Annotated in this window: 23 protein-coding genes; 12 read left to right on the forward strand and 11 right to left on the reverse strand. The window is 71.7% G+C overall.

Annotated elements, in window-relative coordinates:
- Positions 1 to 376 precede the first annotated feature (376 nt).
- From ACXJMZ_RS22390 to ACXJMZ_RS22400, 3 genes are all read left to right on the forward strand, one after another.
- The gene (locus ACXJMZ_RS22390) at positions 377 to 3259 is read left to right on the forward strand and encodes a DEAD/DEAH box helicase (RefSeq protein WP_457031841.1); all 2883 of its coding nucleotides are present in this window, start codon (positions 377 to 379) and stop codon (positions 3257 to 3259) included.
- A 91-nt stretch (positions 3260 to 3350) separates the two neighbouring features.
- Positions 3351 to 4682 carry a radical SAM protein gene (locus ACXJMZ_RS22395; protein ID WP_457031842.1) on the forward strand — a complete coding sequence of 444 codons (1332 nt, stop codon included), beginning with the start codon at positions 3351 to 3353 and terminating at the stop codon, positions 4680 to 4682.
- The gene (locus ACXJMZ_RS22400) at positions 4679 to 5692 is read left to right on the forward strand and encodes an aminotransferase class I/II-fold pyridoxal phosphate-dependent enzyme (RefSeq protein WP_457031843.1); all 1014 of its coding nucleotides are present in this window, start codon (positions 4679 to 4681) and stop codon (positions 5690 to 5692) included. Before ACXJMZ_RS22395 ends, ACXJMZ_RS22400 begins: the two co-directional genes overlap by 4 nt.
- Here the strand turns inward: ACXJMZ_RS22400 and ACXJMZ_RS22405 are convergent.
- A complete protein-coding gene (locus tag ACXJMZ_RS22405; protein ID WP_457031844.1) occupies positions 5684 to 6211 on the reverse strand; it encodes a GNAT family N-acetyltransferase in 528 nt (175 codons plus the stop codon). The genes ACXJMZ_RS22400 and ACXJMZ_RS22405 overlap by 9 nt on opposite strands.
- A gap of 27 nt (positions 6212 to 6238) precedes the next feature.
- The gene (locus ACXJMZ_RS22410; RefSeq protein WP_457031845.1) at positions 6239 to 7885 is read right to left on the reverse strand and encodes a serine/threonine protein kinase; all 1647 of its coding nucleotides are present in this window, start codon (positions 7883 to 7885) and stop codon (positions 6239 to 6241) included.
- Between the two features lie 154 nt (positions 7886 to 8039).
- Between ACXJMZ_RS22410 and ACXJMZ_RS22415 the strand changes: the two genes are divergently transcribed.
- Entirely contained in the window at positions 8040 to 8834 is a 795-nt protein-coding gene (locus tag ACXJMZ_RS22415) for an FHA domain-containing protein (RefSeq protein ID WP_457031846.1), read from the forward strand.
- A 55-nt stretch (positions 8835 to 8889) separates the two neighbouring features.
- Here the strand turns inward: ACXJMZ_RS22415 and ACXJMZ_RS22420 are convergent, their stop codons facing one another.
- The 3 genes from ACXJMZ_RS22420 to ACXJMZ_RS22430 all read right to left on the reverse strand — a co-directional run bounded on the left by ACXJMZ_RS22420 (position 8890) and on the right by ACXJMZ_RS22430 (position 12386).
- On the reverse strand, positions 8890 to 9111 hold the full coding sequence (locus tag ACXJMZ_RS22420; RefSeq protein ID WP_457031847.1) for a hypothetical protein: 222 nt from the start codon (positions 9109 to 9111) through the stop codon (positions 8890 to 8892).
- Positions 9112 to 9143: 32 nt separating this feature from the next.
- Entirely contained in the window at positions 9144 to 11579 is a 2436-nt protein-coding gene (locus ACXJMZ_RS22425; RefSeq protein ID WP_457031848.1) for a hypothetical protein, read from the reverse strand.
- An 81-nt stretch (positions 11580 to 11660) separates the two neighbouring features.
- Entirely contained in the window at positions 11661 to 12386 is a 726-nt protein-coding gene (locus ACXJMZ_RS22430) for a Crp/Fnr family transcriptional regulator (RefSeq protein ID WP_457031849.1), read from the reverse strand.
- Positions 12387 to 12587: 201 nt separating this feature from the next.
- Here ACXJMZ_RS22430 and ACXJMZ_RS22435 point away from each other — a divergent pair, with 201 nt between their 5' ends.
- From ACXJMZ_RS22435 to ACXJMZ_RS22455, 5 genes are all read left to right on the forward strand, one after another.
- Positions 12588 to 13307 carry a hypothetical protein gene (locus ACXJMZ_RS22435; protein WP_457031850.1) on the forward strand — a complete coding sequence of 240 codons (720 nt, stop codon included), beginning with the start codon at positions 12588 to 12590 and terminating at the stop codon, positions 13305 to 13307.
- Positions 13308 to 13314: 7 nt separating this feature from the next.
- A complete protein-coding gene (locus ACXJMZ_RS22440) occupies positions 13315 to 13731 on the forward strand; it encodes a hypothetical protein (protein ID WP_457031851.1) in 417 nt (138 codons plus the stop codon).
- On the forward strand, positions 13728 to 14930 hold the full coding sequence (locus ACXJMZ_RS22445) for a protein phosphatase 2C domain-containing protein (protein ID WP_457031852.1): 1203 nt from the start codon (positions 13728 to 13730) through the stop codon (positions 14928 to 14930). The genes ACXJMZ_RS22440 and ACXJMZ_RS22445 overlap by 4 nt, the downstream gene beginning before the upstream one ends.
- Before the next feature lie 65 nt (positions 14931 to 14995).
- A complete protein-coding gene (locus ACXJMZ_RS22450; RefSeq protein ID WP_457031853.1) occupies positions 14996 to 16066 on the forward strand; it encodes a hypothetical protein in 1071 nt (356 codons plus the stop codon).
- Positions 16067 to 16080: 14 nt separating this feature from the next.
- Positions 16081 to 16731 carry a vWA domain-containing protein gene (locus tag ACXJMZ_RS22455; RefSeq protein WP_057228348.1) on the forward strand — a complete coding sequence of 217 codons (651 nt, stop codon included), beginning with the start codon at positions 16081 to 16083 and terminating at the stop codon, positions 16729 to 16731.
- 368 nt (positions 16732 to 17099) lie between these two features.
- Here ACXJMZ_RS22455 and ACXJMZ_RS22460 read toward each other — a convergent pair whose 3' ends face one another.
- Positions 17100 to 18035, reverse strand: a complete 936-nt coding sequence (locus ACXJMZ_RS22460) for a 5'-3' exonuclease (protein WP_457031854.1) — start codon at positions 18033 to 18035, stop codon at positions 17100 to 17102.
- 51 nt (positions 18036 to 18086) lie between these two features.
- Positions 18087 to 19124: a cation diffusion facilitator family transporter gene (locus ACXJMZ_RS22465; protein WP_457031855.1), complete on the reverse strand. Its 1038-nt coding sequence runs from the start codon at positions 19122 to 19124 to the stop codon at positions 18087 to 18089.
- A gap of 209 nt (positions 19125 to 19333) precedes the next feature.
- Between ACXJMZ_RS22465 and chrA the strand changes: the two genes are divergently transcribed.
- Positions 19334 to 20455, forward strand: coding sequence for a chromate efflux transporter (gene chrA / locus ACXJMZ_RS22470; RefSeq protein WP_457031856.1), 1122 nt, complete (start codon positions 19334 to 19336; stop codon positions 20453 to 20455).
- A gap of 35 nt (positions 20456 to 20490) precedes the next feature.
- On the opposite strand, the gene ACXJMZ_RS22475 is transcribed toward chrA, so the two are convergent.
- Entirely contained in the window at positions 20491 to 21195 is a 705-nt protein-coding gene (locus tag ACXJMZ_RS22475; protein WP_457031857.1) for a gamma-glutamyl-gamma-aminobutyrate hydrolase family protein, read from the reverse strand.
- 211 nt (positions 21196 to 21406) lie between these two features.
- On the opposite strand from ACXJMZ_RS22475, the gene ACXJMZ_RS22480 reads away from it, so the two are divergent.
- A complete protein-coding gene (locus tag ACXJMZ_RS22480; protein ID WP_457031858.1) occupies positions 21407 to 22357 on the forward strand; it encodes a DUF2510 domain-containing protein in 951 nt (316 codons plus the stop codon).
- Positions 22358 to 22485: 128 nt separating this feature from the next.
- On the opposite strand, the gene ACXJMZ_RS22485 is transcribed toward ACXJMZ_RS22480, so the two are convergent.
- On the reverse strand, positions 22486 to 23697 hold the full coding sequence (locus ACXJMZ_RS22485; protein ID WP_457031859.1) for an amino acid deaminase/aldolase: 1212 nt from the start codon (positions 23695 to 23697) through the stop codon (positions 22486 to 22488).
- Between the two features lie 41 nt (positions 23698 to 23738).
- On the reverse strand, positions 23739 to 24623 hold the full coding sequence (locus ACXJMZ_RS22490) for a serine hydrolase (RefSeq protein WP_457031860.1): 885 nt from the start codon (positions 24621 to 24623) through the stop codon (positions 23739 to 23741).
- Positions 24624 to 24717: 94 nt separating this feature from the next.
- Between ACXJMZ_RS22490 and ACXJMZ_RS22495 the strand changes: the two genes are divergently transcribed.
- Complete coding sequence (locus tag ACXJMZ_RS22495) at positions 24718 to 25422, forward strand: SseB family protein (protein WP_457031861.1); 705 nt, start codon at positions 24718 to 24720, stop codon at positions 25420 to 25422.
- A gap of 166 nt (positions 25423 to 25588) precedes the next feature.
- Here the strand turns inward: ACXJMZ_RS22495 and ACXJMZ_RS22500 are convergent, their stop codons facing one another.
- Entirely contained in the window at positions 25589 to 25948 is a 360-nt protein-coding gene (locus ACXJMZ_RS22500) for a DUF1844 domain-containing protein (protein ID WP_057228330.1), read from the reverse strand.
- Positions 25949 to 26130 lie beyond the last annotated feature (182 nt).

The raw sequence follows: 26130 nt of genomic DNA on the forward strand, positions 1-26130 counted from the left end.
TCTGCAACTGAGAATCTGACCCAAAACGCTGACCGCCGGTCACTCCCCGCCCGGGAACGGACCCGGCAGGCCACCGTCCCGGTGTCGAAATCCCGGTCGGCAAGGCGGTATGACGACAGGTCGACATCCGGCGATCCGCCCGGCTCTGCAACCGGCTCCGCAACCGGGTCGAAAACGGTGCTGTTGATGTCGGTCCAGGCGGGTAATGTCTGGCTGAGATGCTCGATCACCACACCAACCACAGCCGCTGCGCCCCCGGATCGGCCACCGCCGTCCGGGCCCCGCAGCCGCAGGCGTCGCCGTCTGCGCCCCCGTCCCGCCCGGCCGGTCCCCGGCACGGCAGCCAGCAGTCCCACGGGAAGAAGAGGTGACGCCGATGAACAGCGCCATGCCCGAACACCCGGAGACCTCCGGCACCCCCGGTACCTCCGGTACCGAGGAGCTCAGCCCCGCCGAGGCCTACGCGGCCTTCCGCCGCCGGGCCGAGGAGCAGGCCACCATCCTCTACGGCTTCCAGCAGCTGTACGACTTCGAGCTGGACGAGTTCCAGCTGGAGGCCTGCCGCGCACTGGAGGCCGGCGAGGGTGTGCTGATCGCCGCCCCGACCGGCTCCGGCAAGACCATCGTCGGCGAGTTCGCCGTCCACCTGGCCCTGCAGTCCGGCCGGAAGTGCTTCTACACCACGCCGATCAAGGCACTGTCGAACCAGAAGTTCGGCGACCTGGTCAAGCGCTACGGCGCCGACAAGGTCGGCCTGCTGACCGGTGACAACAGCGTCAACGGCGACGCCCCGGTGGTCGTGATGACCACCGAGGTGCTGCGCAACATGCTCTACGCGGGCTCCTCCGCGCTGAACGGCCTCGGCTACGTGGTGATGGACGAGGTGCACTACCTGGCCGACCGGTTCCGCGGCGCGGTCTGGGAAGAGGTGATCATCCACCTGCCCGAGTCGGTGGTGCTGGCCTCGCTGTCGGCCACCGTCTCCAACGCCGAGGAGTTCGGCGACTGGCTGGACACCGTGCGCGGCGGCACCAAGGTGATCGTCTCCGAGCACCGCCCCGTGCCGCTCTGGCAGCACGTGATGGCGGGCAACCGGATGTACGACCTGTTCGCCAACCCGGACGTGGACGGCCGACCCAAGAACGCCCCGCGCAACCCGGCCAAGGCGGTCAACCCCGAGCTGGTCCGGCTGGCCCGCTCCGAGGGCGACCGCGGCTCGCGGGACGACCGGTTCGGCCGCGGCCGGGGCCGCTCGATGCCCACCGGCCGCCCGAACCGGGTCTGGACGCCCGGCCGGGTCGACGTGATCGAGCGCCTCGACGCCGAGGGCCTGCTGCCCGCGATCACCTTCATCTTCAGCCGGGCCGGCTGCGAGGCCGCCGTCCAGCAGTGCCTGACCTCCGGGCTGCGGCTGAACCGCGACTCCGACCGGGCGACGGTCCGCGCGATCGTCGAGGAGCGCTGCGCCGACATCCCCGACGAGGACCTGCACGTGCTCGGCTACTTCGAGTGGCTGGACGGGCTCGAGCGCGGCATCGCCGCCCACCACGCCGGGATGCTGCCCCGGTTCAAGGAGGTGGTCGAGGAGCTCTTCGTGAAGGGGCTGGTCAAGGCCGTCTTCGCGACCGAGACGCTGGCGCTGGGCATCAACATGCCCGCCCGCTCGGTGGTGATGGAGAAGCTGGTCAAGTGGAACGGCGAGACCCACGCCGACATCACCCCCGGCGAGTACACCCAGCTCACCGGCCGGGCCGGCCGACGCGGCATCGACATCGAGGGCCACGCCGTGGTGCTCTGGCAGCGCGGCATCGACCCGGAGGCGCTGGCCGGCCTGGCCGGCACCCGGACGTACCCGCTGCGCTCCTCGTTCCGCCCCTCGTACAACATGGCGGTCAACCTGGTCGGCCAGTTCGGGCGGCACCGCTCGCGCGAGCTGCTGGAGACCTCGTTCGCCCAGTTCCAGGCCGACCGCGCGGTGGTCGGCATCGCCCGCCAGGTGCAGAAGAACGAGGACGGGCTCGCGGGCTACCGCGAGTCGATGACCTGTCACCTCGGCGACTTCGACGAGTACATGAACCTCCGTCGGACGCTCAAGGAGCGGGAGAACGACCTCGCCCGCGAGGGCACCGGCCAGCGCCGGGCCGCCGCGATCGAGGCGATCGAGGCGCTCAAGCCGGGCGACGTGATCCACGTGCCGACCGGCAAGTTCGCCGGGCTCGCGCTGGTGCTCGACCCCGGCCTGCCGCCGGTCAGCCGCTCGCCCCGGACGGTCCGTCACCCCGACTACCAGGACGGCCCGCGCCCGGTGGTGCTCACCGCCGAGCGGCAGGTCAAGCGGCTCGCGATGATCGACTTCCCGTACCCGGTGACCGCCGTCGACCGGGTGAAGATCCCCAAGTCCTTCAACCCGCGCAGCCCGCAGTCCCGCCGTGACCTGGCGTCAGCCCTGCGCACCAAGGCGGGCCACCTGGAGCCGGAGCGGTTCCGCAAGGGCCGGGCCGCCGCCGCCGACGACCCGGAGATCGCCCGGCTGCGCACCGAGCTGCGCCAGCACCCCTGCCACGGCTGCGACGAGCGCGAGGACCACGCCCGCTGGTCCGAGCGCTACCACCGCCTGCACCGCGACACCGACCTGCTGGAGCGCCGGATGCGCTCCCGCACCCACACCATCGCCCGCACCTTCGACCGGGTCTGCGGCCTGCTCACCGACCTCGGCTACCTCAGCGGCGACACCGTCACCGAGGACGGCAAGCGCCTCGGCCGGCTCTACGGCGAGCTCGACCTGCTGGCCTCGGAGTGCATCCGCGAGGGCGTCTGGGCCGAGCTCAGCCCGCCCGAACTGGCCGCCTGCGCCTCGGCGTTGGTGTACGAGTCGCGGCAGTCCGACGACGCGGCCGCACCCCGGGTGCCGGAGGGCGGGAGCAAGGAGGCGCTGGGCCGGATGATCCGGATCTGGGGCCACCTGGACGCCCTGGAGGAGCAGCACAAGATCAACACGGCCGAGGGCGTCGGCCAACGCGAACCCGACCTCGGCTTCGCCTGGGTCGCCTACCGCTGGGCGCTCGGCCACAACCTCGACCAGGTGCTCCGCGACGCCGACCTCCCGGCCGGCGACTTCGTCCGCTGGACCAAGCAGCTGATCGACGTGCTCGGCCAGATCCAGGACGCGGCGGGCGAGGACGCGAAGCTGCGGTCCACCGCTCGGAAGGCGGTCGACTCGCTGCGGCGCGGCATCATCGCGTACAGCTCGGTCGGTTAGCGGACTCGTTCCCCAACACCAGGGCCCCACCCGGGATCGCCTCCGGGTGGGGCCCTGATCGCCGACAGGACCGGTCATGCATGATGACGGGATGAATCAGCGCTTCCACGTCATCGTGCTGTCGAACTTCGCGAAGGGCTTCGACAAGTACGCGTTCGCCTACGGCAAGGCGGGGATTCCGGAGAGTACCTTTCCCGACCGGTTCCACCTGCTGACCCGTGCGGAGCTGGGTGTCGGCATCGGCAAGGCGGGACGCCTGCTGGACCGGCTGGCCATTCCGGGCGACCGACTGCTGGTGCTGGAGACCACGGTGGACCCCGCCACGTTGGTGCCCAACGTGGCGACCGGCCTCGGCGCGGAACTGCACGAGGCTCGCATCCGGCTGTCAGCCGTCCACGAACTCGACCAGGCGGGCGACGAGTTCACGCTGCGCCCGACCACCGTCGAGGACGCGATGGCGGCCTCCCTGCACCTGCAAGGGTCGGCGCAGCGTGGCTACGCCGACCTGCGACCGCGCACGGTCTCGGTCCTGCCGGTCGCCTCCGCCTGCCAGGCCCGGTGTTCGTTCTGCTTCTCCGCGGCTTCGATCTCCAGCGACCAGGCGCCGGCCAAGGTCCCGTGGGACGCGGTCACCCACTGGCTGGAGCGGGCCCGTGCGGCGGGTGCCGAGCGGGCAGTGATCACCGGCGGCGGGGAGCCCACGCTCATACCGTTCGACCAGCAGCTGCGGCTGGTCTCCGCCTGCTCGGCGGCCTTCCCGAAGGTCGTCCTGATCACCAACGCGCACACCCTGGCGAAGGGTCAGCACGCCGACCGGGCCGACCGATTGGCTGCTCTGAGCGCCGCAGGCCTGAGCGTGCTGGCGGTCTCCCGGCACCATCAGGACGAGGCCGTCAGCGAGCGGCTGATGATGCTGCATACGCCGGTGGGCTCGGTGGTCGACACCTGGCGGGTGGAGCGCGACCGCTGGCCGGGGCTGCGGATGAGACTGATCTGCGTGCTCCAGCACGGCGGCGTGGCCGACGCGACCGGCGTCGCCGACTACCTTGCCTGGGCCGCGGCTCTCGGCGTCGAGGAAGTCTGCTTCAAGGAGCTCTACGTCTCCACCAGCACCGAGTCGCTCTACTTCGACCGCGCCGCCAACGTCTGGAGCCGGGAGCGCCAGGTCTCGTTGTCCGTCGTCACGCGGTTCGCCGAGCAGCACGGCTTCGAACTGGCGAGCCGCCTGCCCTGGGGCGCACCGGTCTACCACGGCAGTTGGGCCGGCCGGCCGATCCGGATCGCCGCGTACACCGAGCCCAGCCTGCTCTGGGAGCGGACCAACGGGATCGCCCGCAGTTGGAACGTCCTGGCCGACGGACGCTGCTACGCCTCCCTGGAGGACCGGGCCAGCGAGATCGTGCCGGCAGGTGCAGCGGTATGAGGTTCGACGAGTTCCAGGACTTCCGGCAGCGGCAACTCAGCGCCACCCCTGTCCTGTTGGACGCTGCCGAGACCAACGTGTACCGGGCGCTCGCGCCGCTGCGACCGGAGCCGCCTGCCGGCCTGAGCACGGTGCACCGGTGCGACCTCGCCCGTGCCTGGCTGCGGCGGTTCGAGCTGCCGGAGGAGTGGTCCCGCCACACCATGGTCTGCCGAGGGGTCCGGCACGGGCTCGGTGTGGTGTTCGACTGGCTGCGCACCGTGCAGGCGCGGTTGTGGCTGCCCAGCGACGTCTACCCGGTCTACTTCGAGCTGGCTCGCGCTGCGGGCCTGGCGCCCGCGTCCTACCCGACACTGCCGACGCCGGTCCTCCCCGGGGCGCCGGCGGACGACCGGCCCGAGTACCTGCTGCTCGCCAACCCCAGCAAGCCGCTCGGCCGGTACCTCTCCGATGCCGAGTGCGACGCGCTGATCTCGTGGCTGCGGGAGTCACCGCGCCGCCACCTGCTGATCGACAGCGTCTACGACCTGGGAGCCCCGTTCGCGGCCGGCACCCGGCGACTGCTGGACACCGGCCGTGCGGTCCTGCTGCACTCGGTCACCAAGGGGTGGCTGTGGCCACGCACGTTCGGCGTGGTCCTGCTGGGTCCGGCGCAGGCCGAACTGGCCGAAGCGTTCCGGGCGGATCCGCCGACGCAGGACCAACTGAGGCTCGCCGACCGTCTGCTGACCGAGCACGGGGACGTGCCCCGGCAGGTCGCCGGTGAACTGGCCGCACGGGCCGAGCGGCTGTTCGAACGGTTGCCGGACGAGGTGCTCGGGGCGATTCCGGTGGCGAGCCGGACCTGCCCCGGCAACTACTTCTTCCCGGTGGACATCCCGGCGGAGACGCTCCGGCGCGAGTACAGCCTGCTGGCCCTGCCGGTCAGCGTGTTCGGGGAGAGCCACTGGTCCGGCTCCGTCCTGACCAGCCTTGCCGACGCCTTCGGCCCGACCTCGGAATCAGCGTGAGAGGACCATGGCGGTGAGCCGGGGCGAGTCGGCCGAAGGCGGCTGGCTGTTGAAAGCCTGGTAACCCCAAGTCCCGTACAGGGCCTGGACCTTGCCGTCCCCGGCGAGCGGGTTGACCATGAGGGTGACGCGGTCCTCGGTGCGGTGGGCGAGGAGTCCGTCGTGAATGCGGCGGGCGGCGCCGGTCCCCCGCCAGGGGGCGCGGACGCCGATCTCCCTGAGGGCCAGCACGGGGGCGTCGGTCCAGCCGTCGGGCAGCGGTTCGGCCATCCGCTTCCAGTACCGGTCGGCGGCGTCGACGGTGTTGCCGTAGGCGTACCCGACCGGTACGTCACTGTCGTAGCCGAGGACGAGTTCGAAGCCGGGCTCGGTGGCGAGCTGCTCGAGGCGTCGGACGAACGCCTCGACGCCGTAGTTGGCCAGGTGCAGCAGGGGTGCCCGGACCTCCGCGTAGACGTCCAGCAGGTCCTGGCGGGCCTGCGCGGTGAGGTCGGTGTGGTGGCGGAGCTCGATGGTCATGCGGTGGACCTCCTGGTCGCGACCACTTCACCGGCGGACCGGGGTGGTGCCGTTCATGCCGAAGCGGGCGGAGCACTGCTCGCTGGACCGGTCGCTCGCGTTCCAGACGCAGATCCACATCGTGGTGCCGGTGTCCGGGACGAAGTTCGTCTTCGCGGCGCCCCAGGAGGCGCGGAAGGTGTAGCTGAGGCCGTCGCTGCGGTTGAGCTCGGCGACGCAGGACTGGTTCAGGGAGGTGTTCAGCACGCCCGCGAGGGCGCCGGAGCCGTTGTCGTCCAGCCAGGCGGAGCAGGCGGCGACGTTGCCGAACCAACTGGTGTCCGCCTCGGAGCCCTTGACCTGCGCCGGGTCGTCGCCGCCGTTGACGCCGCTGATCGATGACGAGGTGACGCTGGGGACAGCCGGCGGCGACGAGGCGGTCACGACGGGGGCCGTGGCTGTGCTCGGTGGGGGAGTGGGTTTGGCAGTGACGGAGGGCGAGGCAGTCGGGTTCGGGGGGAGCGGCTGCGTCGAGCCGGCTGGGGCCGGGGTGGTGGGGTCGCTCGTGGGGGACGCCGAAGGGCTCGCGGAGGGCCGCTGCGTTGTCCCGACGGTCGGTTCGACAGTGGCCGACGTGCTGCCGGCCGACTGTGAGGGACGGTTCTGCGGGGAACCGGACTGGCTGAGGACGTACGCCGCGACGGCGCCGAGGGCGATCACGGCGGTGATCGGTAACACGAGCAGGCGGGTGCGCGGGCGGCGAGGTGATCCGAGGGGCGTGGCCCCGGCGTCGGGCTTCGGGTCCGTGGCCAGGTCCGGCGGCGGGACGGTCTCCAGCTTGCCGACCGGCGTCGCGGCGAAGGCGCGTCGTGCGTCGATGCGTGACACGACCTCAGGCGGCCACGACGGGGGAGGAACGGGCAGGTGCCCGCGGGCCGCCGCGGCGATCTCGTGGGCGGTGGGGCGTGCTCGGGGGTCGGTGGCGAGGCAGGGCTCGATGACGGCGGCGAGGTCGGCGTCCACGGTGCGCAGCGGTTCCAGATCGGGGACGACGCCGGGCGTGCGACCCGAGGCGGCATAGAGCAGGAGCGCCGCGAGCGCGTAGACGTCCGCGGGCGCTGCCACGTCCTCGTTCCCGGCCTGCTGTTCCGGAGCCGAGAACCCCTGGGTACCGTAGCTGCCGCCGCTTCTGGTGAGCCTCGCCTGGTCCGCGGCGCGGGCGATGCCGAAGTCGATCAGCTTCACACCGTCGCGCACCAGCATGACGTTGCCGGGCTTGATGTCGCGGTGCGCGATCTCGGACGCGTGCACGGCCCGCAGTTGAGCGGCTGCCTCGGCCAGCAGCAGCCACAGCGCCTCGGCGGGCAGCGGGCCGCGCAGCCGGACCGCCTCGTCCACCGTGAGACCGGGGACGTACTCGGCGGCGAACCAGGGGCGTTCCGCGGTGCCGTCGCTCGCCAGTACCCTCGGCCCGACCCCGAACGGCACCCGGTAGAGGATGCCGACCTCTCGTTCGAAGCGCTCGCTGGAGACCAGCCGGGGCCGGACGCGCTTGACGGCGGCGTAGCCCCGGTCCGAGGCCCCGAGGTAGACCTCGCCCATGCCACCGGTGCCGAGCAGGCCGATGATGGTGAAGCTGCCGATCTCCTGCGGGTCGTCCGGACCGAGTGGTTCGGCGACCGTGCTATCCCTCATCAGCAGGTTCCCGGCCGATAGCGCTCCATGACGGGCAGATTATCGATCAAGTCATGCCCATGCAACATCAGTTGACGGAGACCGGGTTCCGGGTGAGGACCGGTCCTCGGAGTACGTTCCTACACTGGCCCGAGCCGAGGCGGAGGTATGTGAGATGGCGTACGGAGACTTCCCACCCCAGATGCTGCCGCCGGGCAGTCCTGCCGACAGGGTGCCCTCGGCGCCGCCCGGGACGATCTTCGTGCTCGGCCCGGAGGGTGGGTACGCCGTGCCGCTGCGCCGGTACACGCTGCTGTTCGGGCGCGACCGCGAGGACGTGCACGTGCCGGTCGGTGTCGACGACCCGACCGTCAGCCGTCGGCACGGCGTCTTCACCTGCACGGGCACGGACGGGAACTGGTGGCTCATCAACACCGGCAACCTCCCGATAGAACTGCCCGACGGCGTGCTGATGCTCACGGGCCACAAGCGGATCATCGACTCCGGGTACACCCCGCTGGTGATCAACTCGTCCAAGCAGCGCTCCCACCTGGTGGAGGTCCGCGTCGTGGCCGAGGACGACCGGCACCCCCGCTCCACGAGCAGTGCGGAGACGGTGGATCCCGAGACGGTCTACGAGCTCTCCCCGCAGGAGCGGCTGGTTCTCACCGCGCTCGCCCGGCGCTACCTGGAGGGCCACGACGCCTTCCCCCTCCCGCTGACCTGGGAGGACACCGCTCGCCTGGTCAACGCCTCGGTCTACGCGACCAAGTCCTGGAGCTACAAGTCGGTCGCGAACGCGGTCGAGGACGTGCGCGAACGGCTGCGCCGGCGGGGCGTACGCGGACTGACGCGCGATGAGGTCGGCGAGCCGGTCGGCTCGATGCTCAGCGTCAACCTGGTCAGGGAACTGCTGAAGACGGCGACGCTGAGTGCTCAGGACCTGGAGTTGCTGGCCGGTCAGGAGTGAGCGGACGTCAGGATGCCTGCCCCGGCGGATCGTTCGCCGGGGCAGGCGGCGTTTCTCAGCGTTCTGCGTCGGGCTCGGCGTTGTAGGTCACGTGCATGGTGCCGTGCTCGACCGCGAAGACGGCTGCCCGGTCCTCCGCCGAGTTCTGTTGGCGTGGCTGGGACTGCGGCTGTTCGGGGCGCTGCGCCGTGTTCGTCACGCGGTTGTTGTCGCCCACGATGAAGGTGCCGGAGACGTCCCCGGCGTGGATGTCGCTGGGTGTGGATTCCGTAGGCATGGTCGGCCTTTCCGGGTTGCTCCGAGGGATGGTCAGGTACCGCAGTCGGCTTCCAGACGGTTTGCGGCCGAGTTCATCGCCGAGGCCTGACTCGACGTGTCGACCGTGGAACCTTCCGGATCGCTCTGATACGACCGATATTGGCTCTCCATCTGCTGAACGGAGGTCAGCATGCTGTTGAGGTCTGATGCCACGGAGCTGTCCCGGGCTCGCGATTTGCCTCCCCGCAACGTGGACTCGACGGAGCGCAGGTCGTTGAGGACGGTGTTGATGTTGGCCCTCAGAGTGCCGTCGCCGGGAGGAGTGGAGGTCCGGCCCGAGTTGTAGGCGCCCATGGCGTCGTTGTACGCGTCGAGCGAGCTGGACGCGGTGGCGCGGTCGGTGTTGTAGCGCTGGATCTCTCGTTCCAGGTCCGGGATCACGGTCGCGCACACGGGGTCAACGGTGGGTGTGGGCGAGGTGTAGTGGCTCGGACCCGAAGTCTTGACGACCGGGTGGACGGGGACCGATGTGGCGCTTGGCGGCGAGGCCGACTGGTCGTCTGCGTAGACCATGGCGCCCACGCCCAGCACGACAACGAAGCCGAACGCGCAGGCGAGGGCGAGTGCTGACACTCCGGCCTTGGCACCTGCCGCACCTGCGACGGTGAGCGCGGTGTGGCCCGAGCTCGTCGCGGTTGTGCCCACGGCGTGCGTCGGATGGGCGGCGGAGACGTGTGTCGCGTGGCCCGAACTCGTCGCATGCGTGGATGTGTTCACGGCGTGCGTCGGCGTCGGCTGGGCGACGGAGGAGTGCGCCTGCGAAAGGTCGATCCGCGCCGGTGTCGGTGCATGTGCGCCGGCCGGCAGGTGGTTGGCGACGGCCGAGTGGTGGCCGGCACCCGAAAAGTCGACCACCGGCTTCGCCACCGGTGCGTGCGGGGGAACCACCGTGGCGGGCGCGTGCGCGGCGGTCGGCAGGTGGCCCGTGACGTGCGTCGGGACGAACGTGTGTACCGGCGGTGGGGTGGTCACCGCCGCGTTGGCGACCTGATGGGCCGCCGAATGCGCTTGCAGGACGGTGAGTTCGTGCCAGAGCACACCGGCCTCGAGCGCCAGGGCCGCCGTCTGTGCGGCCCGACCGATCGCCTTGCGGCGGGTGCGCGCCTCGCGCAGGAAGAACTCCTCGCCGACGCTGTCTCCCGCGCTCTTCGCGGCGGTCCAGCCGGCTCCGAGCAGGCTGCCCCATGCGTCGAACTGCCGGGACAGTGCCAGTTTCGGCGAGGCGGCACGGGCCAGCGTCACGCCGAGCTGCGCCTGTCCGCTCTTCTCCGCCCGGACCACCGCAACGTCCAGGGCCCGGAAGTGGGCCGCGACCTCGTCCGGGGTGGTCTCCGGCGCCTCGATCCACGCGGTGAGCACCCGGCAGAGTTGGTCGGCGGGAAACTCCGTCATCCGGCTCTCCAGCACGCACCCGGCGACGTCCGGCGGACATCCGTAGCCGGTCTCCGAGGCAACCAGCAGGCCGTGCCGCACCAGGCCGTCGGCGAGCGCGTCGGTGTCCGATCGGCCGAGCAGGGCATCGAGTTGCCGGGCGGCCAACTCGGCGCCGGACAGCGAGCCGAGCAGGTGCAGCAGGTCGCGCTCCGGCGGCCGGAGCCTGTTCAGCAGTGCGGGGAGCAGTTCGGGGAGGTCGGCGATGCCCGGCAGGCTCTTGCCCGTCGCGGCGGACAGGGCGATGCGCCGCAGCCGGAGCGGGTTGCCGTGCACGGCGTCGCACAGCGCCTGTACGGTCCGGGTCTCGTCGGGCCGCAGCCCGCGGGCCAGTACCGTCTGCACCAGGTGCGCCCCCGCCGGAGCCGTCAGCCCGTCGAGCCGGATCGCGTGTACGCCGGCCACCACGGACCGTTGCTGCGAGGTGAAGACGAACGTGGACTGCTCGGCCATGTCGAGGAGCCGGCGCAGGTCCTTCTCGTCGAGTCCCGCGTCGTCCAGGTAGATCCGCAGCCGCAGGGTCTTCAGGTGCTCCTTCAGGACCTCCAGCGACGGCTTGTAGTTCGGCGCGTCGAAGCCGATGTCGAAGATCGCCTGCGCGATGTCGTCCGCCGTCCGTCCGCCGGCTTCGATGTAGGCCGCGCCCTCGGGCCCACGCGGCATCGTGCGCGCGAGGTGGCGCAGCAGCGCGCTCTTGCCGACCCCGGGCGCGCCCCAGATCTGCACCAACTGACGCTTCTCGAGCGCCTGTTGCAGTACCTGGAGGTCCAGCTCCCGGCCGATCAGCGGGTCGGCGACGGACCGGGGCAGCTGTGAGATCGCCCGGCGCTTGACCGGTCGCGGCAGCGGCCCCGCGTGCACTGTGACGGTCGCACCGGACTCGGCGGTGACGTTCAGGTTGTTCACGGTGTTGTGGCTGCCGACGACCACCGTTCCGGACACGTCGCCGACCCGGATCCCCTCGGAACCGTCCGGAGCACTGCTGTTCTCTGGCATGTGCTTCCCCTGCCCTTTCCAACTCTCGGGTCCCAGCACTAGGTCATGGTGGAGCCGACCCGGCGTGCGAACCCGATGCTTTTACGTCTTCGGTGAGATTCCCGGCGAACTGGCCGCGGCGGCGATCCGGGCGAGGTGGTCCAGATCGAGGATCGTGATCCTCCGATAGCCCGTCGTGACCGCGCCCGACTCCCGCAAGGCCCGCAGCGCCTTGTGGATCGACGACTCCGCCGCGCCGACCAACGTGGCCATCTCCGGCTGTGACAGCGGGAGTTGAGCCTCGTTCCGGCCGGGACGCCCGTAGCTGACGGCCAGGTGGTGCAGGATCCTGGCCAGCCGCCCGAGTACGTCGCACCCGGTGAAGTCGACGATCCGGCCGGTCGCCGTGCGCAGCTTGGCCACCACGCTCGCGTTGAGCGCGAGTCCGATGGCAGGGTGCTTCTTCGTGCAGTCCAGGAGTTCGGAGCGCAGGATGTAGCGGGCCAGCACCCGGCCGCAGGCGGTCACGGTGCCGATCCGCGGCTGACCGTCGATCCCGGCGAGCTCCCCGACCAGGTCCCCGGCCATCCGCACGGCCAGCAGCGCCTCTCGGCCGTCCTGCGCGTGCGCGGTGACCTTCACCGTGCCGCCGGTCAGGAGCAGCGCGAAGTCCGAGGTGTCCGCCTCGCGGATGGTGATCTGACCGGCCGGGTGGATCACACCGTGGCCGAGACCGAGCAGGACTCGGCGGTCCTCCTCGCCGACCCGGCCGAGCAGCCCGGTCGGCGGCCAGTACGTCTCGGCCCTGCGCACCCGTGAGTTGCTCATCGGAGGCACTCCTGTTCTTCGTTCGGCTGAAGCCGGACAAGCAGTATTAGTAGCCGTTCTACCCGAGGACCCCTCCTCTACGATCTCGTCAATCATCTTGTCGGCGCCGGGAATTCGGTGCGACGACGAATCGATCTTCGAATTGCCGGCCCCCGTCGAGATCGCGGAGGGAATGTGAACCCGAGGTACGAATACCGAGCCTTGCTGGCGTGCGACATCGCGGGTTCCGCAGGTCGCGGGCAGCAGCGGCTGCAGGAGATCCGCAGTGTGCTGCGGTCCGCGCTGTCCGGTGCCTTCGGCGTCGCGGATCTGGACCCGCGGGAGTTCGTGTACACGGACACCGGTGACGGGTGCCAGCTCGTCGCTCCGGCCGGGCTGCCCAAGGCCAGACTGCTCCTCCCGCTCCTGCCGGAGCTGAGCGAGCGGATCCGCGAGCACAACCGCCGTGCCGGCCCGGGTACTCAGCTGCGGGTACGGGCCGCGGTGCACGCGGGGGAGGTCCGGCTCGATCCGGAGGGCACCGTCTCGGGTACTCCCTTCGAGGCGCTCGCCCGGCTGCTCGACTCGGCCCCGCTGCGTCACGCGGCCCTGGCCGGTCCGGACGGCACCCCGGTGGCCGCGGTCCTCTCGCAGCACGTCTACGAGGAGACGGTCGGGCACGGCCACGACGGGTTGGAGAGCGGCGCCTTCACCGCGGCCGAGGTCCGGGTCAAGGAGTACGCCGCACCGGCATGGCTCTGGTACCCGGGCAGCCCCGTCGGGCCGCACGGCGATGCCGGGGCACGCGAATCCGGCTCCGGCGAGCCGCCTGCGGACCCCGGGGCACGGACTGTGGGGCAACTCGTCCACGCCACCGGGAACGGCACGGTTTTCGCCGTGGGCCGTGGTGACCAGTACATCCGCCACAACGACTGGAGTTGACGCAGCGATGAACGAGGAACTCGCCGCGCTGGCCGCGAGCGGCGCTGTCGCGCTGGTCTCCGCGATGGGCACCGATCTCTGGCAGGAGGCGAAGCGGCTGACCAGCGGCGTCATTGCGCAGGCCCGTAGCCGCCGCCGTAGCGAGCTGTCCGCCGCGCTGGAGCAGCAGTCGACCACCACGAGGGGAGTGGTCGACACCGCGGTCCTGAACTACTGGACCGAGGCGCTGTTCCAGCTGCTCGACCGGAACCCGGAGCTCGCCCAGGACGTGATGGCCCTGGCATCGCTGCGGACCGCGCAGCGGCCGGACATCGCGGTCCAGGTCAACTCCGCCACCGATTCGGGTGAGGTGTTCGCGGTGCAGCACGGTAGCCAGCATTTCGCCTTCGGGCCGAAGGCCCGCGATCCCCGGGAACGACCGTGAGCTGGGACAACGACCGGCGAGACGGCCTGATGGACGCAGGGGTGCGGGCGGTGCTGCTGGTGGCCGTCGTGATCGGGGCCTTTATCGAGGTCAGCATGCCGCACCGACACTACGGCTGGCTGGTCGATGCGCTCGCCCTCGCAGCTGTGGGTGTCGTCGGCACGGCGGCGGCGCTGGGGTCCGAGGCCGCCGCGGCTCCCGCCCGGCCGCCGGCCCGGCTCGAACGGGAGCCCGGGCCCGACGGGACGGTTCCGGCCTGCCGCTACGTCGCCGGACCGGCGGTGCCGGCGGCCCAGCCCGCGAGGCCCCGGCCGTTCCTGCGCGAGCGGCCGACCGACCTGAGTGTTCCCCGCTTCGGTGAAGGCGCCCGTGCACAGGGGTACCCCTGGCTGCTGCCGGAGCGCACGGTACAGAACGGGATCGCCGCCGACGAAGCCGTGGTCGGTGCCCTCACCATCCGCGCGGCCTCCGTCATCGGGCCCGGCCACCGCTGCAGCCAGCCTGCTGACCCGCGGCAGGACTCCTACCGGATCGGGCGGAGCCGGGACAGCCGGTACGCGATCATGGCCGTGGCCGACGGCCTGTCCAGCGCAGCCTGGTCCGACGCCGGAGCGACTGCGGCCGCCAGCCAGGCCGTCACCCTGCTGCGCGAGCAGATCGAGGCCGGAGGCTTCGGCCGGCTCGACGTCAAGCGGCTGTACGGGCGGATCGCGGAATCGGTCGCCGGGCAGGCGGCCGGACGCGGCGTCAGCACCGCACAGGTGGCCACCGTGCTGATCACCGCAGTGATCGCCGCGCCGGACGAGCACGGCGTGTCGCAGGCCTGGGTCGGGTGGCTCGGCGACAGTTCGGCCTGGATGCTCGACCCGGGCATCCCGCTCTGGCAGTTCGCCGCCGGCGAGGCCAAGGACCGTGTGGCCGAGGTGGTCTCGAACGAGGTCGCCGGGCGACTGCCGGACACGCCGCAGCTGGCCGTGGACCGCTTGGTCACCCTGGCCCCCGGCGCTGCCCTCGCCCTGGTCACGGACGGGATCGGCGACGCGTGGGCGGACCCGGGGGGAAACGTCAACCAGTACTTCGCGAACGCCTGGCACTTGCCGGTCCCGGCCACCCGGTTCACCGCCGACGTCGGCTTCGACGCGCCGCAGTGCCTGGACGACCGCACCGCTGTCGTGGTGTGGAACGGCGGCCGGGCATGACCGATCCCGAACTCGTCCCCGGCGGCCCGGCGGTCGATCCGAGGGGCTGGGCGTTGCCTCGGACCGTGAGTGTCGGTCAGCTCGGGCCGTTCGCCGAACCGATCTCCGAACACAACGGCCAGGCCATCGCGGTACGGCCGCTGACGGACCATCCGGGCTGGCTGGCCAAGCTCTACCGGCCGGACATGCAGCCGGAGGACGCCCACCGGATCGACCAGTTGATCTCGGCACCGGACACGCTGCCGGAGGCGGACCGGGCGGCCCTGTACGCCGGCACGTGCTGGCCCGCCGCCCGGATCCACCAGCCGGGCAACCCGGCCGTCGGCTGCGTGATCCCGATGGCGCCGGATCAGTACCGGGCCGAGCTGCGGCGTGGGAAGTTCAGCGAGCGCCGGTTCGTGGAGATCGACTGGCTGGCGAAGTCCGACGAGTCGATCCGGCGCGTCGGACTGCCCGGCCCGGGCTTCGAGGGCCGGCTGGCCGCCTGCCGCCGACTGACGGAGCTCGCCGCGATCCTGGAAGGTCTTGGCCTGGTCTATTCGGACTGGTCGTTCTCCAACGCCTTCTGGAGTCCGGACCGGCGTTCCGTCTACCTGATCGACGTCGACGGCTGCCAGCCGGGGAAGATGCCCGACCTTCACCAGCCGAACTGGGCCGACCCGCTGACGCCGCCGGGCACCGACGCGGACCGGTACACCGACCGCTACCGGCTCGCCCTGCTCATCGCCAAATGCCTGACGGGCCATCGGGATGCGGACGCCTTCCACACCGTCGCCGCCGCCACCTGGCGGGAACAGCCCGCCGCCGCCGAGGTACTGCTGGACATGCTGCTCGCGGCCGATCGCGAACGTCGGCCGTCAGCCGCCCAGTTGGACCAGGCGCTGAACAGCGGGCCCTACCTCAGGCCCGTGCCACGTCCGACCCGCACCGCCCTGCCCCCGCTGCCCGTACCGATCACGGTTCCCGCGAGCACCGGCCCGGTGGAGCGGCCCGAGTCGGCGTTCACCAAGGCGGTACGGGAGCAGGCGACGCGCACCGCGGAGAAGCAGGACTCCACGACCGGCTCGGACGACGGGTGGATCTGGGTGCTCGTCATCGCCGTGATCCTGATCATCATCATCGCCACCAACCACTAGCTCAGAGGTGCACCGTGTCACTCTGCCTGCCCACCTACGTGGTGATCGACGCGTCGTCGTCGATGAAGCCGCACGAGACAGTGCTCAACGCGACCCTCTCGCGCCTGCACTACAACCTGGCGACGAATCCCCGCGTCTCGGAGTTCGCCCGGGTCTGCGTGGTCGCCTTCTCCACCGACGTACACGTGGTGATCCCGATGTCGGACATGGAGCAGGTGCCGAGCATGCCGGAGGTGATCTGCGGAGGCCGGACGGACTACGGCAAGACCTTCGACCTGCTGCGGCAGTGCATCGAACAGGACGTCAGCGGCCTGCGGGCGCAGCACTACAGCGTGCTGCGTCCGACGGTCTTCTTCCTGACCGACGGCGGCCCCACCGACGCCAACTGGCGGGACTCCTTCCGCAAACTGGTGGACCGGAGCTGGCCGCGCCACCCGCACGTGATCGCCTACGGCTTCGGTGGCGCCCAGCGCTCCGTGCTGGAACAGGTGGCGACCAAGGCGCTGTTCATCGCCGACGGTTCGGACACCGAGTCGGCGCTGAGCGGAGCGATCTCCGGCCTGCTCAACACCCTGATCGCCTCGTCGAACACCGGCCAGATGCAGATCGCCACCGACGTCAAGGGCTTCGAGTACGTTCAGGTCGCCCAGGAATACGTGGACTGATGATGACTGCCGATCCGCGTTCCACGGGTTCCCGGGCACTGCGCGCCTCTGCCAGGCTGACCGTGCTGGCCGTGGCGCTGCTCATCTGCGGCGGCGCGGTCGAGGTGGCGGGCGCCCTCCTCGGCCCCTCGGCGAACGGGGGCGGAGGCAGCCCGCACCCGACGACGACCGTGCAGCCGACCTCACCCCTTCCCAGCAGCTCCGAGGCACAGCCGCCGAGTGACCCGCCCCCGGACCCCACCACTCCACTGCCCGAGCCCACGGCCACTGCCACCGTCAGGGAGTTTCCGCCGAGTCACCGGCCGACCGGGACGAGGACGCCTGCGAAACCGGGTGCCGCCGGGTAGCCGGAGGCCGGGCGGGGCCCCTCAGGCCTGCTCGCCAACCTGGGCCAGGGTTTCGAGGAGGCGGGTGAGGGAGGTGCCGAGGCCCCAGCGGGTGTTGAGGGCTTCGAGGGTCATGGGGTCGAGGGGTTCGTGGGGGAGAGCGGGGTCGAAGTCGGGGAGCGGGGTGTCGGTGGCGACCCGTACGACGGTGGGGGCGACGTCGAGGTAGGCACTGCCTTCGACGAGGTTCTTACGGCGGGCCGGGGTGAGCTTGGAGAAGGGGTCGGCGGCTGCGGCGCGGATGCCGGCCAGGTCGCCGTACTCGTGGATGAGCTGGGCGGCGGTCTTCTCGCCGATGCCCTTCACCCCGGGCAGGCCGTCGCTCGGGTCGCCGCGCAGGGCGGCCATGTCGGCGTACTGCGAGCCGGTCACGCCGTACTTCTCGCGCAGCGCCGCCTCGTCGATGAGCTGGGCGTTGCCGACGCCCTTGACCGGGTAGAGCACGGTCACCTGCCGGGCGTCGTCGACCAGTTGGAACAGGTCCCGGTCGCCGGTGACGATCTGCACCGGGCCACCGGCCCGGGTGGCCAGGGTGCCGATCACGTCGTCCGCCTCGTAGCCGGGCGAGCCGATCCGGGCCAGGCCGATGGCGTCCAGCACCTGTTCGATCACCGGCACCTGGGGGGACAGCGTGTCCGGGATCTCCTCCTCGCCCTCGAAGGAGGGCTCCGCGGCCAGCCGGTGCGTCTTGTACGTGGGGATCAGATCCACCCGCCACTGCGGGCGCCAGTCGGCGTCCATGCAGGCGACCAGCTGGTCGGGGCGGTGGTCCTGGACCAGCCGGGTGATGAAGTCCAGCAGGCCGCGCACGGCGTTCACCGGCTGCCCGTCGGGGGACTTCAGGGAATCCGGCACGCCGAAGTAGGCACGGAAGTAGAGGCTCGCCGAGTCGAGCAGCATCAGCCTGGGTGCGGTCATGGCCCCGATCATGCCGCACCGGACTGACGGAGTCTCAGCGGCACGGCCCGTTCAGTGCCGGTGCGGGCCGCTCCGGTGCACCGGGCCGTGCGAGTCGCCGCAGTGGTCGTCCGCCGGTGCTGCACCGCCCGCCTCCACCGCCGAACGCCCTATCGCCAGCAGGTCCTGCCCCAGTTCCTCGCCGACGTGGTCGACCTGGAGGGTGGCATGGGTGATCCGGTACTCGTCCCGCAGGGTCCGCTGCAGCGCGCGGCGGACGGCGTGGCAGTCGCCGTCGGGGGCCACCAGGATGTGCGCGGAGAGCGCGGGCTGGCCCGAGGTGATCTCCCAGATGTGCAGGTCGTGGATCTCCTCCACCTGCGAGGAGTCGATCAGCCGGTCGGCCACCGTGTCCGGGTCGATCCCGGCCGGCGCGGCCTCCAGGAAGATCCGTCCGGAGTCCCGGACCAGCCCGATCCCCGCCTTCAGCATCAGCGCGACCACGATCAGCGAGGCGATCGAGTCCGCCCGGGTGAAGCCGGTGGTGACGATGATCAGACCGGCCACCGCGGTGGCGATGAACGCGTACAGGTCGGTCAGCACGTGCTGGAAGGCACCCTCGACGTTCAGCGAACTGCGGTTGGCCTTCGACATGCACCAGGCCGCCCCGATGTTCACCACGACCCCGACCAGCGCGGTCACCAACACCAGCGAACCGATCACCTCCGGCGGGTCGATCAGCCGGCTGACCGCCTCGTAGCCCAGCCAGCCGGCCAGCAGCAGCAGGGTGATCCCGTTCGCCTGCGCGGAGAGGATCTCGGCCCGCTTCAGCCCGTACGTGTAACCGCCGCGCGCCGGTCGCTGGGAGAGCCGCATCGCGATCAGCGCCAGCACGATCGAGGCCGCGTCGGTCAGCATGTGCGCGGCGTCCGAGATCAGCGCGAGCGACTGGGCGGCGAAGCCGACCACCACCTCGCCGGCCATGAAGACCACGATCAGGGTCAGCGCGCTGAGCAGCCACTTGCGGTCCGCGTCGGCGGAGATGCTGTGCGAGTGGCCGCCGTGACCGCCTGATCCTCCGTGGTCGTGGTCGTGCTCGTGGTTCGACATCGAGATCCTCTCCCCGAACGCGCAGGAACCAGGGCGCAGCTGCCCCGCACCGGAAGTGAACCCCAGATCGGACGAAGATCCAAAGGTTGCACTGGTGACCGTTGTCGTTCCCGTCGGACACCCTCCGCTACGCCTCTCCGGATGTTCATCAACCGGTCGGCCGCCTCCGCTAGGGTCACGCCCGCCACCAGCGGAACAGAGGGACAGACATGTCGGACCATCAGGAGCGGGTGTCGCTGCTCACCATCGCCCGGGAGTGGGGCCGGATCGGCTGCACCGGTTTCGGTGGCCCGCCCGCCCACATCCTGCTGCTCCGCCGGCTCTGCGTGGAGCGGCGCGGCTGGCTGCGCCCGGACGAGTTCGAGGACGGCATCGCCGCCACCAACCTGCTGCCGGGACCGGCCTCCACCCAGCTGGCGATCTTCACGGCCTGGCGGCTGCGCGGCTCCGCCGGGGCACTGGTCGGCGGCGCCTGCTTCATCCTCCCCGGCCTCGCCCTGATCCTGGCGCTGGCCGCACTCTTCCTGGCGGGCGACCCACCGGCCTGGGTGCTCGGCGCGGCCGCCGGAGCGGGCGCAGCGGTGCCGGCGGTCGCGGTGCAGGCCGCCGCTGCCCTGGTACCGGGCAGCCTGGCCCGGGCGGGCAAGGCCAGGGCGGCCCGGGCCCGCTGGGCCGGGTACGCCCTCTGCGGCGCGGCCGCCGCGATGCTCACCGGCCCCTGGCTGGTCCTGGTCCTGCTGGCCGCCGGTCTGGCCGAAGTCGCCGTCCGGGGACGGCGGTTGACGCTACCCCTGGTGCTCGGCGCGCTACCCGCGACCGGCGGCCTCGGCGCCCTGGCCTGGGTGGCCCTCAAGGTGGGGGCGCTCTCGTACGGCGGCGGCTTCGTGATCATCCCGCTGATGCGGTACGACGCGGTCGAGCGCTACCACTGGATGACGGACGGTCAGTTCCTGAACGCCGTCGCCCTCGGCCAGATCACTCCCGGACCGGTCGTCCAGACCATCGCGGTGGTCGGCTACGCGGCAGCCGGCCTGGCGGGCGGTCTGCTGGCGGCCCTGGTGGCCTTCGCGCCGTCCTTCCTCTTCGTCCTCCTCGGCGCCGCCCACTTCGACCGGCTCCGGGCCGACCAGCGCATCCAGGACTTCCTCACCGGCGCAGGCCCCGCCGTCACCGGAGCCATCGCCGGCTCGGCCGTCCCCCTCGCCCTCAGCCTGCAACTCCCCTGGCAGTACGCGCTCCTGGGCCTCGCCCTGCTCTGGCTGCTGGCCGCCCGCCGCTCCGTGGTCACCTGCCTCCTCCTCGCGGGGCTGGCGGGATCGGTCCTGATCTGACACGCAAGGCTGGGTAGTGCAACTTGCTGCGCTGCCTAGACGACCGCAGGTACCCGCGCTGCCTCGACCAGGGCCTGCATCACCCGGAGGTCCGCCCCCTGCTCCGGGTGCCACTGGACGCCGAGGACGAAGCCGGTGCCCTCGACCGCCTCGACGGTGCCGTCCTCGGCGAGTGCGCTGACCACCAGTCCTTCGCCGAGCCGGTCGACCGCCTGGTGGTGCGAGGTCGGGACCTCGACCGCCGGCTCGGGGAGCAGTGACGCGAGCAGGGTGCCGGCCAGCGGCCGGATCGGGTGGGAGCCGTAGTGGTTGCCGACGGGCAGGTGGCATTCGCCGTTCTCCAGGTGCTGCACCAGGGTGCCCCCGCAGACCACGTTGAGCAGTTGCATTCCCCGGCAGATGCCGAGCAGCGGCAGGCCGGAAGCCAGTGCGGCCCGCAGCAGGGCGGCCTCCCACAGGTCCCGCTCGGGTGCGGTGGCCCGGGTCTTCGGGTGCGGCAGGGCGCCGTACAGGGCCGGGTTGACGTCGGGGCCGCCGGAGATCACCAGGCCGTCCAGCCGGGCCAGCAGGCCGGGGGCGGTCTCGGGGGCGTCCGGCGGCAGCAGGACGGCGGTGCCACCGGCGCGCTGCACCAGCTGTGGGTACCGCTCGGGGAGCAGCACGGCCCGTTGGGCGTCCCAGGGCCCCCACGTCGCGTCGTTGACGTAGGTGCTGACTCCGATCAGAGGTCTGTTGGTCATGGCCCGGATTCTGCACGGTCGGAGCCCGTGCCGGTGGCCGATTCGCCGTCAGGTCGCCCGGTCGCCGGAGGTTCCGTCAGGTCCGCTGACCGACCGGTGGGCGACCGATGGGCGGGACCGGCAGCTTTCTTACCGGAATCTCATCGGAAAACGGCCGGAACAGGGGTCGAACTGATACCGCGTTTATCTTCGGGCGCCTAGATTCGGTGCCGTGAGCGAGCAGATTCCCGCCGGGTGGTACCCGGACCCGCAGGACACCACGACCGACCCCCGGCCGCAGCGCTGGTGGGACGGCCAGGGCTGGACGGCCAACACCCGGCCCGCCCCGGCGGACAGCCCCGAGGGGCCGAAGGTACTGGAGGGCGAGGTGCTGGAGAGCGGGACGGTCCGCTACCCCGAGCCGCCCGCGCAGGTGGCCGATGCCGCGCCCGCCCGCCGGAAGCTTCCCAAGCCGGTGCTGGCGGCGGTCGCCGTGGCCGCGCTGGCGGGCCTGCTGGTCGGTTCCGGCATCACCTACCTGGCGATGGACGGCAAGTCGGACCGGCGATCGGCGCAGAAGGTCCGCCCGGAGTTCCGGCCCGGCGGGGGCGGTGACAGTGCCGAAGGCGGCGACGGCACCGCCAAGCCGGAGGCCCCCGGCGGCAAGAGCCGGAACTCCGGCCTGGCGGTGGACGCGGTCAACCGGATCAGCCTGTCGATCCCGACCGGCTGGACCGGCGGCACCACCAAGGCGGGGTACGCCGGGCTGAGCGTCGGCTCGTACACCTGCGCCTCCGGCAGCGGCGACTGCTCGCTGGGCGGTGTGTCGACCGGTCAGCTCAAGGGGACCGACGTCAAGCAGGCCGCCGAGCAGGACATCACCACGGCGGCCGAGGACTCGTACGGCAAGATCAAGTCGCACGAGCAGCTGAAGTCCGAGCCGATCGCGATCGACGGCCGGGACGGCTGGCTGGTCCGCTGGAAGGTGGACGCGCCCGAGGGCAACGACGGCTACGTGCAGACCGTGGTCTTCCCGACCGCCGAAGGCAAGGCGCTGGCCTCGGTGCACCTGGGCTTCGACATCGACGACAAGGCTCCCCAGCTGACCCAGATGGACAAGATCGTGGAGAGCATCAAGGCGTTCACCGGCAAGCTCGGCGAGGGCGGCGGCACCCGCGCCTGACGTGCCGTCAGCGACGCGGCCCCTGCCCTCGGGCGGGGGCCGCGTCTTCTGTCAGCCGGTGGTGTTGCATCGGTTGATCTGCCCCTGCGGCCTGTTGAGTCACCGTCAGCGGCAGCACGCGACAACCGTCAGAGGAACGTCCGCCCCTCGCCCCGGTACGTCGGCACGGTGTCCACCACCCGGTCGCCCTGGATCAGGTGCAGCTCCGCGAAGCGCTCGCAGAGCTCGCCCGCCTTGGCGTGCCGGAACCAGACCCGGTCACCGATCCGCAGGTCGTCCGCCGCCGAGCCGAGCAGCGGAGTCTGCACCTCGCCCGCCCCCTCCTGCGGGTCGTACTTCAGCCCGGCCGGCAGGTAGGGCACCGGCGAGCGGTCGGGACCGGCTGCGCCCGAGGCGGGGTAGCCGCCACCGAGCACGGTGACCACGCCGAGCCCGGGCCGGCGGACCACCGGCTGGGCGAACAGTGCGGCCGGACGCCCTTGAAACGAACGGTAGTTGTCGAACAGCCGGGGCACGTACAGACCGGACCCGGCGGCCACCTCGGTCACCGCTCGCTCGGCCACCGTGCTCTCCACGCTGCCGGTGCCGCCGCCGTTCACGAACTCGAGGTCGGCCACCTCGCGCAGCCGCCGCACCACGGCGGCCCGCCGCACGGCCAGCTCCCGCCGGGCCCTGGTCTGCATGGTCTGGATCACCCGGGAGCGCACCGGGCGGCCCGCGATCAGGTCGCCGACGCCCGCGATGTGGCCCTCGTACGCCATCAGCCCGACCACCCGGAACCCCGGGCGCTGCTGCACCAGTTCGGCGAACGCGCCGAGCGCCTCGGGCGTCCGCGTCGGCGCCCGCCGGGCGCCGACCCGGATCCTGCCGCCGAGCAGCTGGAGTGAGGTGTCCAGCTCCAGGCAGACCCGGACCTCCTCGCTGCCGGTGCGGGCGGAGTCGATCAGGTCGAGCTGCGCGGGGTCGTCGAGCAGCACCGTGACGGTCGCGGCCAGCTTGGGGTCACCGGTCAGCTCGGCGAACCCGGACCGGTCGGCCGAGGGGTAGGCGAGCAGGATGTCCTCGAAGCCCTCCCTGGCCAGCCAGATCGACTCGGCCAGCGTGAAGCTCATCACCCCGGCGAAGCCGTCCATCGCCAGCACCCGCTCCAGCAGCGCCCGGCAGCGCACCGACTTGCTGGCCACCCGGACCGGCTTGCCGTTCGCCCGGCGGGCCAGGTCGGCCGCGTTGGCGTCGAAGGCGTCCAGGTCCACGACCGCCAGTGGCGCGTCGAGGTGCGCGGTGGCCCGGTCATAGCGGGCTCGGTCGGCGGCGAGGCCGGGAACGGCGTGGTTGACCATGGCCGCAGACTGCCACACGTCCGTACTGATGGGTAGGGGTGTCAGCCCGTCAGCTCGGCGGTCAGCGCCCCGGCGGCCGCCTCGGCCAGCTCCTGCACGGTGTCGATCCCGCTCTGCTGGTCCGCCGAGCCCTCGCTGAGCACCGCCACCAGCAGTTCCCGCCCGTCGTGGGTGACCCGGCCGATGCTGTTCACCACCCAGAGCCCGGTGGCCGAGCGCGGCAGCCAGCCGTTCTTCAACGTGTACGCGCCGTCCTGGTCGGCGGCCGAGACGCCCCAGTCCTGGTCGGTGGCGACCTGGCCCATCAGGCTCTGGAGGTACGCCTGCCGCTGGTCGTCAAGGGGCGAGTCGGAGCTGAACACCACCTGGAGCAACCGGAGTTGATCGGCGGCGGTGGTCTCGGTCAGTCCCCAGTGGCCGTCCGCCCCGGCCGTGGTGCCGGTCAGCCCGAAGGTCAGGTTCGCGGCATCGAGCCCGGCCGCCTCGCCGACCGCCGTGTAGAGCGTGTCGGCGGCGGTGTTGTCGCTCTGCTCGATCATCAGCGCCGCTGCTGCCCGCTCGGCGGTCGTCAACTCCCGCCCCGCCTGCTGCCGTTGCCAGAGCAGCGCGGCCAGGATGTCCGCCTTGACGATGCTCGCGGTGACGAACGAACCGGTCCCGTACGAGGCGCTCAGCCCGCTCTCGGTGTCCAGCACCGCGACGGACACCGCACCCTGTGCGGCCACCGCTGCGGCGGCGGCCCGGACGGCGGGGGCGGGGTCGGTCGGGGCCGTCGATGCGACTACGGGCCGGACGCTCGCCACGGGGGCCGAACGGCTCGGCGAGGCCTGGACGAGGTAGAGCGCCACCGCGGCCAGGGCGAGCACCAGGGCTGCCGCCAGGGTGCGTACGGGGCGTCGCTTGGGTGTCCGGTGAGTACCTGCCATGCGGTCGAGGTTCAGCGGCGCTGATGGGTCCGGGCTGAGCTGGTGGTGAGCACCGGCTGAGAATCCGCCCGCTCGGTTGGCATACGCTCACCGGGTGGACCAGAAGAACATCCCGAACCCCGGATTCGCCGACGACGACGGCACCGCCGACCCGCGCCTGAGCGCCGCCCTGGCCGCCTGGTCGGCCGACCGGACCGCCTCGGCCGCCGAGTCCGAGCTGCTGGCCGCGCTGACGGCCAGTCGGCTGATGGTCCCGATCGTGGCCCTGCTCGGCGAGGTGGAGACCGACGCCAACGGGCTCAGGCACGAGAAGACCAGCGACATGGCAGTCCCGCTGATCGAGGCCGCCGACGGACGCCGGGCACTGCCCGCCTTCACCTCACTGGAGAGCCTGGCCCGCTGGCAGGCCGACGCCCGTCCGGCACCGGTGGCCGGGCCGCAGGCCGCGATGGTCGCCTACTCCGAGCGGGCCGACACCCTGCTGATCGACCCGGCCGGGCCGGTGTCGTACGAACTCTCCGGCGCCCGGCTGCGGGCGCTCGCCGAGAACCGGCGCTACCTGCCGCCGGCCGAGGACCCGGAGGTGCAGGCGGCGGTCGCGGCGCTGGTCGCGGCCGAACCGGCCGTCCTGCGGTCCGAACTCCGTCCGGGCACCGAGACCGACGTGGTGCTCGCCCTCGCCCTCGCCGACGGCACCCCGGTCCAGGAGCTCGCTCAGCGTCTCGCCACGGCCCTGGCCGAGGACCCGCTGCTCCGAGTGCGGCTCAACCGGGGGTTGGACCTCGCACTGCTGCGCTGAACCTTTTTGCAGGTGCTCAGCGGTCTACTACCCAGGGGCTCGGGGAACTGCGAGGAGATCTGGCGCTTGGGTAACTGCGAAAGTGCCTGACCGCCTACGTATGGATCACCTTTTTTCGAGGTCGGCGTCGCAGTTCCCCGAGCCCCTGTCTTCCGGGCCGTGTGCCTCAGCTGTACACGGGCCCCGTGAACTTCTCGCCCGGGCCGGTGCCGGGGGCGTCCGGGACGAGGGAGCCCTCGCGGAAGGCGAGCTGCAGGGAGCGCAGGCCGTCCCGGAGCGGTGCGGCGTGGAAGCTGCTGATCTCGGGGGCTCCGGCGGTGACCAGGCCGGCCAGGGCGGTGATCAGCTTGCGGGCCTCGTCGAGGTCCTTGTCCTTCTCGCCGCCCTCGGCGAGCCCGCACTTGACGGCGGCCGCGCTCATCAGGTGCACCGCTACGGTGGTGATCACCTCGACCGCCGGGACCTCGGCGATGTCGCGGGTGAGGTCGTCGAAGCCGATCTCGTCGTTGGGGGTGCTGTCGCTCACGGGGGGCTCACTTCTCAGTGGAAACGGGTACACCTGGGAGCGTACAGAGGAGCGGACCGCCGTCCGGCCACCGGCCCGGGGCCCGGAATACCACCCTCGGCGGAAACGCTGTATGCTTCGAGACTGACCGGCCAGGAGACCGCAAGGTAGCCCGGCCAGCAAGTGGAGGCTCCACTCACAGG

It is taken from the genome of Kitasatospora sp. P5_F3 (assembly GCF_054049135.1).

Excerpts from the sequence above, each read along its gene's own strand:
- ACXJMZ_RS22390 (WP_457031841.1), top strand. The coding sequence starts at position 377 with ATGAACAGCGCCATGCCCGAACACCCGGAGACCTCCGGCACCCCCGGT.
- ACXJMZ_RS22415 (WP_457031846.1), top strand. The coding sequence starts at position 8,040 with ATGGCGTACGGAGACTTCCCACCCCAGATGCTGCCGCCGGGCAGTCCT.
- ACXJMZ_RS22395 (WP_457031842.1), top strand. The coding sequence starts at position 3,351 with ATGAATCAGCGCTTCCACGTCATCGTGCTGTCGAACTTCGCGAAGGGC.
- ACXJMZ_RS22400 (WP_457031843.1), top strand. The coding sequence starts at position 4,679 with ATGAGGTTCGACGAGTTCCAGGACTTCCGGCAGCGGCAACTCAGCGCC.
- ACXJMZ_RS22405 (WP_457031844.1), bottom strand. The coding sequence starts at position 6,211 with ATGACCATCGAGCTCCGCCACCACACCGACCTCACCGCGCAGGCCCGC.
- ACXJMZ_RS22460 (WP_457031854.1), bottom strand. The coding sequence starts at position 18,035 with ATGACCGCACCCAGGCTGATGCTGCTCGACTCGGCGAGCCTCTACTTC.
- ACXJMZ_RS22420 (WP_457031847.1), bottom strand. The coding sequence starts at position 9,111 with ATGCCTACGGAATCCACACCCAGCGACATCCACGCCGGGGACGTCTCC.
- chrA (WP_457031856.1), top strand. The coding sequence starts at position 19,334 with ATGTCGGACCATCAGGAGCGGGTGTCGCTGCTCACCATCGCCCGGGAG.
- ACXJMZ_RS22430 (WP_457031849.1), bottom strand. The coding sequence starts at position 12,386 with ATGAGCAACTCACGGGTGCGCAGGGCCGAGACGTACTGGCCGCCGACC.
- ACXJMZ_RS22425 (WP_457031848.1), bottom strand. The coding sequence starts at position 11,579 with ATGCCAGAGAACAGCAGTGCTCCGGACGGTTCCGAGGGGATCCGGGTC.
- ACXJMZ_RS22440 (WP_457031851.1), top strand. The coding sequence starts at position 13,315 with ATGAACGAGGAACTCGCCGCGCTGGCCGCGAGCGGCGCTGTCGCGCTG.
- ACXJMZ_RS22490 (WP_457031860.1), bottom strand. The coding sequence starts at position 24,623 with ATGGCAGGTACTCACCGGACACCCAAGCGACGCCCCGTACGCACCCTG.
- ACXJMZ_RS22475 (WP_457031857.1), bottom strand. The coding sequence starts at position 21,195 with ATGACCAACAGACCTCTGATCGGAGTCAGCACCTACGTCAACGACGCG.
- ACXJMZ_RS22465 (WP_457031855.1), bottom strand. The coding sequence starts at position 19,124 with ATGTCGAACCACGAGCACGACCACGACCACGGAGGATCAGGCGGTCAC.
- ACXJMZ_RS22485 (WP_457031859.1), bottom strand. The coding sequence starts at position 23,697 with ATGGTCAACCACGCCGTTCCCGGCCTCGCCGCCGACCGAGCCCGCTAT.
- ACXJMZ_RS22410 (WP_457031845.1), bottom strand. The coding sequence starts at position 7,885 with ATGAGGGATAGCACGGTCGCCGAACCACTCGGTCCGGACGACCCGCAG.